This window comes from Streptomyces sp. IBSBF 3136 (genome assembly GCF_036815105.1).
Lineage (GTDB): Bacteria > Actinomycetota > Actinomycetes > Streptomycetales > Streptomycetaceae > Streptomyces.
The window spans coordinates 35,556-42,168 of sequence record NZ_JAJSZC010000054.1 but is presented as its reverse complement, the minus strand read 5'-3'; the positions used below and the strand labels follow the sequence as shown (position 1 = coordinate 42,168).

General features: G+C 72.8%; 7 protein-coding genes. 6 read left to right on the top strand and 1 reads right to left on the bottom strand.

The window, feature by feature from the left end; all coding sequences use genetic code 11:
• On the bottom strand, positions 1–569 hold a 569-nt coding region (locus V7E45_RS14595; RefSeq protein ID WP_333774571.1), incomplete at its 3' end, for a bifunctional DNA primase/polymerase.
• Between the two features lie 372 nt (positions 570–941).
• Here V7E45_RS14595 and V7E45_RS14590 point away from each other — a divergent pair.
• The 6 genes from V7E45_RS14590 to V7E45_RS14565 all read left to right on the top strand — a co-directional run bounded on the left by V7E45_RS14590 (position 942) and on the right by V7E45_RS14565 (position 6,594).
• On the top strand, positions 942–1,256 hold the full coding sequence (locus V7E45_RS14590) for a hypothetical protein (protein WP_333774570.1): 315 nt from the start codon (positions 942–944) through the stop codon (positions 1,254–1,256).
• A gap of 192 nt (positions 1,257–1,448) precedes the next feature.
• On the top strand, positions 1,449–2,468 hold the full coding sequence (locus V7E45_RS14585) for a bifunctional MaoC family dehydratase N-terminal/OB-fold nucleic acid binding domain-containing protein (RefSeq protein ID WP_333774569.1): 1,020 nt from the start codon (positions 1,449–1,451) through the stop codon (positions 2,466–2,468).
• Position 2,469: 1 nt separating this feature from the next.
• The gene (locus tag V7E45_RS14580) at positions 2,470–2,901 is read left to right on the top strand and encodes a MaoC/PaaZ C-terminal domain-containing protein (RefSeq protein WP_333774568.1); all 432 of its coding nucleotides are present in this window, start codon (positions 2,470–2,472) and stop codon (positions 2,899–2,901) included.
• Positions 2,898–4,064, top strand: coding sequence for a lipid-transfer protein (locus tag V7E45_RS14575; RefSeq protein ID WP_333774567.1), 1,167 nt, complete (start codon positions 2,898–2,900; stop codon positions 4,062–4,064). Before V7E45_RS14580 ends, V7E45_RS14575 begins: the two co-directional genes overlap by 4 nt.
• A 145-nt stretch (positions 4,065–4,209) precedes the next feature.
• On the top strand, positions 4,210–4,794 hold the full coding sequence (locus V7E45_RS14570; RefSeq protein WP_333774566.1) for a SigE family RNA polymerase sigma factor: 585 nt from the start codon (positions 4,210–4,212) through the stop codon (positions 4,792–4,794).
• A 144-nt stretch (positions 4,795–4,938) separates the two neighbouring features.
• Positions 4,939–6,594 (top strand): long-chain fatty acid--CoA ligase, encoded by a 1,656-nt coding sequence (locus V7E45_RS14565; RefSeq protein ID WP_333774565.1) that lies wholly within the window; start codon positions 4,939–4,941, stop codon positions 6,592–6,594.
• Positions 6,595–6,613: the final 19 nt, after the last annotated feature.

Here is a 6,613-nt window from a genome sequence, read left to right as displayed (position 1 = left end):
GCCAGGTGGGCGGTGCCGGGCGCGGTGGCGTAGGCGCCGTGGTCGGTACGGGAGCCGGGGCCCACGAGGTAGCCGCCGGCGCCCCGGATGTCGATGCCGGGGGCCAGCCGCCCGGCCGAGTTGGGGACGGCGACGTCCGGGGGGCCGGTCAGCCACAGGTGGCGGCCGCCGCTGGGGGTGAGGACCACGACCGTCTCGGGGATCGTGAACAGGTGGCGCAGGGCCAGCTCGCGCAAGGCGGTCGAGGAGTCGGTGCCGGTCTTGGTGTCGAGGTCCACGCCGATCAGGTGGTATGGCGGCAGGCCGCAGGCGATGCCGTAGCCGGTGGCCCAGGGCGCGGCGGCGAACAGGGCGCGGATGCGGGCCGGGTCGGTCGAGGCGTCGTACACGCCGTGGCCGTAGCGGCCGCACTGGCCGTGGCAGGGCGTGGGGCCGGGGGCGTCGCGGTGCGGGGAGCGCAGGGCCGGGAGCTTCGTCCGGGACAGGGGGATGACGGCCAGTCCGCGTTCGGCGGCTGACAGGGCGTGTGCGAGGGCCAGCGTCGTGGCCTGCCGGTCGGTGGTGGCCATGGGTCCATGTTCGTACTCATGTTCGAAAAAGGGAAGCGGGAGTCCCATGCGGCGCGCCGGACCAGGGGAAATGGCCGGAAGGGACGGCGGAACGATTCGCCTCTTGTGGTGCTTGGGTGGCCGAAGGTCTGCTCTGTTGCTTGTTGTGGCGAGAGGAGATCAAAAGTGGCGATAGGGGTTTATCGACTTGTCCTCACGCTTGCGTGGGAATCACGGCTTCCGGGATGGTTCGCCGGGGATTCGGTGGGCAACTCTGGTCTCGCGACGTCGTTCACGAAAGCCTGAGGCGGTCGGCCAACCGCCCTGCTGATAGCCGTAGTTCACGTGCTGTCGGTCCCCGGACCGATGAGCGCCCTGTTCTGGAGGAACAACATGGCAGGTATCCGTACCGCCCGCGTCATCGCCGCCGTCTCCGCGCTCCCGCTCGCCGCCGCTCTCTTCGCCGGTGTCGCCGCGGCGGACAACGGCGCCCTCGCGGGCGACGGATCGAACGCCGGAGTGGCCAGCGTCGTCGGCAGCGGCGTCGGACACGACAACAACGGAAACTCGTCCACCACACAACAGAACGCGGTCGGCTCGGGGGCGACGAACCAGAGCAATACCGCGCAGGTCAACGGGTCCGCCTGGACGGCCCTCCAGCAGGGCAACGGGAACGTGGCCGTCCACTTCACGCCGCTGTGGTGGTGAGTCCAGGCTGAGGTCCCTCGTGGGGAGGGCCCTCAGGGGTGTGCTTCGGGGTCGCAAGGCGTCTGCGCGGCGGTGCTTCGGTGCCGCCGCGCAGGCGTTTCCCGGTGCCGCCCGGCCTTGACAGGGCTGCGTATCTGACGGACAGTCAGAAATCGTCGCGGCGAAGCGGCTCGGGACGACGAGGGGGCCTGGGTGAGCGGTGAGGCGGACCCGCTGGGGGCGCGGCTCAGGACGTACGAGGGGCGCGCGGCCGCCGTCGGGGGCGTCGGCAAGGACCCGGTGAACACCCCCATGATCCGGCACTGGTGCGAGGCGATGGGCGACACCGGCGCGGCGTACCGCGGACCGGACGCCACGGCCCCGCCCACCATGCTCCAGGTGTGGACGATGGGCGGCCTGTCCGGGCACGACGGCCGCACCGGCGCGTACGACGAACTCCTCGCCCTGCTCGACGAGTCGGGCTGCACCTCGGTGGTGGCCACCGACTGCGAGCAGGAGTACCTGCGGCCCCTGCGCCCGGGCGACCAGGTCACCTTCGACGCGGTGATCGAGTCGGTCTCCGGCCGCAAGTCCACGAAGCTCGGCACCGGGTACTTCGTCACGACCCGCATGGACGTCAGGGTCGGCGCCGACCTCGTGGGCACGCACCGCTTCCGCATCCTCAAGTACGCCCCCGCCGCCCGCGAGACCCGGGCCGGGCGTCCCCGGCCGGTCGTCAACCGGGACAACGCCGGCTTCTGGGAGGGCGTGGCCGCGCACCGGCTCCTCGTCCAGCGCTGCACCGGCTGCGGCACCTTGCGCCACCCGTGGCTGCCGGGCTGCAACGCCTGCGGGTGCCTGGACTGGGACACGGTCGAGGCGAGCGGCGAGGGCACGGTCTACTCGTACGTGGTGATGCACCACCCGCCCTCCACGGCCTTCGCCGAACCCGGTCACGGCACCGAACCCGGTCACGGCACCGGCACCGGCACCGGGGGCCCCTACGCCGTCGGCCTGATCGAACTCGCCGAAGGAGTGCGGATGGTGAGCAACGTGGTGGGGGTGCCGCCCGACAAGGTGCGCATCGGCCTGCCGGTCCGGGTGGAGTTCCGCACGTACGACGCCCCGGGGGGCTCGGCGTCCTCGGGGGCCCGGGGCACCCCGGACCCCGGTGGCGCCGGGGAGGGCGCGCTGGTCCTGCCGGTCTTCCGGGTGGTCGGGGGTGAGGGCTGACATGGCCCGGGAGCCGAGGCCACCGGCGCCGGGCGCCGCGCTGCCGCCGCTGGAGATCCCGATCACCCGCACCCTGATCGTGGCAGGGGCCATCGCCTCCCGTGACTACCAGGACGTGCACCACGATCCGGAGCTGGCCCGGCGGAAGGGGGCGCCCGACGTCTTCATGAACATCCTGACGACCAACGGGCTGGTCGGCCGGTACATCACGGACCACTTCGGCCCGGCCGCGGTGCTCCGCGCGGTCGCCATCAGGCTGGGGACGCCCAACTACCCAGGGGACACCATGGTGCTGACGGGCCGGGTCGAACAGGTCGACGGGGACACGGCCACGGTACGGGTGACGGGCGACAACGCCCTGGGCCGGCACGTGACCGGCACGGTGACCGTCACCCTGCCCGCCGCCCTCCCCGGCCGGGGGACCGCGTCATGAGCGCCCGCGCACGGGACTTCCTCGGCGGCCGTGCCGCGATCGCCGGCATCGGGGCCACCGAGTTCTCCAAGGACTCCGGGCGCAGCGAGCTGCGGCTGGCGGTGGAGGCGGTGCGGGCCGCCCTGGACGACGCGGGGCTCGCCCCGGCGGACGTGGACGGACTGGTGACGTTCACGATGGACACCAGCCCGGAGATCACGGTGGCCCAGGCCTGCGGGATGGGGGAGCTGTCCTTCTTCTCCCGCGTCCACTACGGAGGCGGGGCGGCCTGCGCGACCGTCCAGCAGGCGGCGCTCGCGGTCGCGGCGGGCGTGGCGGAGGTGGTGGTCTGCTACCGGGCCTTCAATGAGCGGTCGGGCCGCAGGTTCGGCGCGGGCGTGCGGCACCGGGAGCCGACCGCGGAGGGGGTGGCACTCGGCTGGGCGCTGCCCTTCGGGCTGCTCACCCCGGCCTCCTGGGTGGCGATGGCGGCCCAGCGCTACCTGCACGCCCACGGCCTGACCCCGGAGGCGTTCGGCCACGTGGCCGTGGTGGACCGCAAGTACGCGGCGACGAACCCGGCGGCCTGGTTCCACGGCCGCCCCATCACCCTCGCCGACCACGCCGCCTCCCGCTGGATCGCGGAGCCGCTCAGGCTGCTGGACTGCTGCCAGGAGACCGACGGCGGCCAGGCCCTGGTGGTGACGTCGCTCGAACGGGCCCGGGAGCTGCCCCGGCCGCCCGCCGTGATCGCCGCGGCCGCCCAGGGCGCGGGCCGGGCGCAGGAGCAGATGACCAGCTTCTACCGGGACGACCTGACCGGCCTGCCGGAGATGGGGGTGGTGGCCCGGCAGCTGTGGCGGACGTCGGGGTACGGCCCGGGCGACATCGACGTGGGCATCCTCTACGACCACTTCACCCCGTTCGTGCTGATGCAGCTGGAGGAGTTCGGCTTCTGCGGCAGGGGGGAGGCGCCGGGGTTCGTGGCGGCGGAGCGGCTGCCGCTGAACACCCACGGGGGCCAGCTCGGGGAGGCGTACCTGCACGGGATGAACGGTGTGGCGGAGGCGGTCCGTCAGGTGCGGGGCACGTCCGTCAACCAGGTGCTGGGGGCGTCCCGGGTGCTGGTGACGGCAGGCACCGGGGTGCCCACCTCGGGGCTGGTGCTGACGGCCGACGGGTGACGACTCAGGGGTGAACCCGTAGAGAGGTACACCCGCAGTCCACCTTCAGGAGGTGCAGGAAGCCCCACCCCTACAACCTGAGGGGGACGAGGCTTCGGGACCTGGGGCCGATCCCCGGCGCACGGTCCGCTCCTAGCGTGGAGCCATGACCACACCCGTCTGCACCAGCGCCTCGGCCGTCGCCGATCCAGCGGGACAGACCCGCCGGCTCCGCGCGGCCGGGGGGACCCCCACGTACCCCTCGTTCTCGTCGTACGTGCGGGCCCGCCAGCCGGTGCTGCTGCGCACCGCCCGCTCGCTGACCGCCAACCCCAGCGACGCCGAGGACCTGCTGCAGACCGCGCTGGCCAAGACGTACGTGGCCTGGGAGCGGATCGAGGACCACCGGGCGCTCGACGGCTATGTGCGCCGGGCGCTGCTGAACACCCGGACCTCGCAGTGGCGCAAGCGCCGGGTGGACGAGTACGTCTGCGACGAGCTGCCCGAGCCGGACCCGGCGCCCGGCGCGGACGACCCGGCCGAACGGCAGGCGCTGCACGACGCCATGTGGCGGGCGATCACGAAGCTGCCCGCGCGGCAGCGGGCCATGGTCGTCCTCAGGTATTACGAGGACCTCAGCGAGGCGCAGACGGCCGAGGTGCTCGGGGTCTCGGTGGGCACGGTGAAGTCTGCGGTCTCGCGGGCCCTGGGCAAACTGCGCGAGGACCCCGAGCTGGTCCTCGTCCGCTAGCGCCGCATTTCGTCCCCTCCCGCGGCCTCCCGGGGCCTCGCGAGGCCCCGAGTTTGCCGCCCCCTAGTGACATACCGCGCGGTATGTGCGCAGAATCAGCGCAACCTCTACCACCGCGTAGGCAATGTCGCCCGGGAGGACGCCGTGCTGAGCACCATGCAGGACGTACCGCTGCTGATCTCGAGGATCCTGACCCACGGGCAGGCGGTCCACGGCTCGTCGCGGGTGACCACCTGGACCGGCGAGGCCGAGCCGCACCGGCGCACCTTCGCCGAGATCGGCGCCCGCACCGCCCGGCTGGCACACGCCCTGCGGGACGAACTGGGCGTCCGGGACGACGAGCGGGTCGCCACGCTCATGTGGAACAACGCCGAGCACGTCGAGGCGTACTTCGCGATCCCCTCCATGGGCGCGGTGCTGCACACCCTCAACCTGCGGCTGCCCGCCGAGCAGCTGGTGTGGATCGTCAACCACGCCGCCGACCGCGTGGTCATCGTCAACGGCTCGCTGATCCCGCTGATCGCGCCGCTGCTGCCCAAGCTGCCCACGCTGGAGCACGTCGTCGTCTCCGGCCCCGGCGACCGCACCCCGCTGCACGGCGGCACCGCCCGCGTGCACGAGTACGAGGAGCTGATCGCCGGCCGGCCCGACACCTACGACTGGCCCGAGCTGGACGAACGCCAGGCCGCCGCGATGTGCTACACCTCCGGCACCACCGGCGACCCCAAGGGCGTGGTGTACAGCCACCGTTCGATCTACCTGCACTCCATGCAGGTCAACATGACGCAGTCGATGGGCCTCACCGACCAGGACACCTCGCTGGTCGTGGTGCCGCAGTTCCACGTCAACGCCTGGGGCCTGCCGCACGCCACCTTCATGACCGGCGTCAACATGCTGATGCCGGACCGGTTCCTGCAGCCCGCCCCGCTCGCCGAGATGATCGAGCGGGAGCGGCCGACGCACGCGGCCGCCGTCCCCACCATCTGGCAGGGCCTGCTCGCCGAACTGACGGCCGAGCCCCGGGACGTCTCCACCCTGACCCAGGTCACCATCGGCGGATCGGCCTGCCCGCCCTCCCTGATGGCCGCCTTCGACCGGCTCGGCATGCGGGTCTGCCACGCCTGGGGCATGACGGAGACCTCCCCGCTCGGCACGGTGGCCCGCCCGCCGGCCCACGCGGTCGGCACCGAAGAGGAGTTCGCCTACCGCCTCACCCAGGGCCGCTTCCCGGCCGGCGTCGAGGCCCGGCTCACCGGACCCGGCGGCGAACGCCTGCCCTGGGACGGCGAGTCGGCGGGCGAGCTGGAGGTGCGCGGCCCCTGGATCGCGGGCGCCTATTACAACGGCCCCGACGCCGAACCCCTGCGCCCCGACGACAAGTTCAGCGAGGACGGCTGGCTGAAGACCGGGGACGTCGGCACCATCTCCCCGGACGGCTTCCTCACCCTCACCGACCGCGCCAAGGACGTCATCAAGTCCGGCGGCGAGTGGATCTCCTCGGTCGAGCTGGAGAACGCGCTGATGTCCCACCCGGACGTCGCCGAGGCCGCCGTGGTCGCCGTGCCCGACGACAAGTGGGGCGAGCGCCCGCTGGCCACGGTCGTCCTCAGGGAGGGCGCCACCGCCGACTTCGAGTCCCTGCGCGCCTTCCTGTCCGAGGAGGCCGCCATCGCGCGGTGGCAGCTCCCCGAGCGCTGGACGATCGTCGAGGCGGTGCCGAAGACGAGCGTCGGCAAGTTCGACAAGAAGGTGCTGCGCCGGCGGTACGCGGAGGGCACGCTGGACGTCACCCGGCTCTGACCGGCACCCGGCAGGGGAG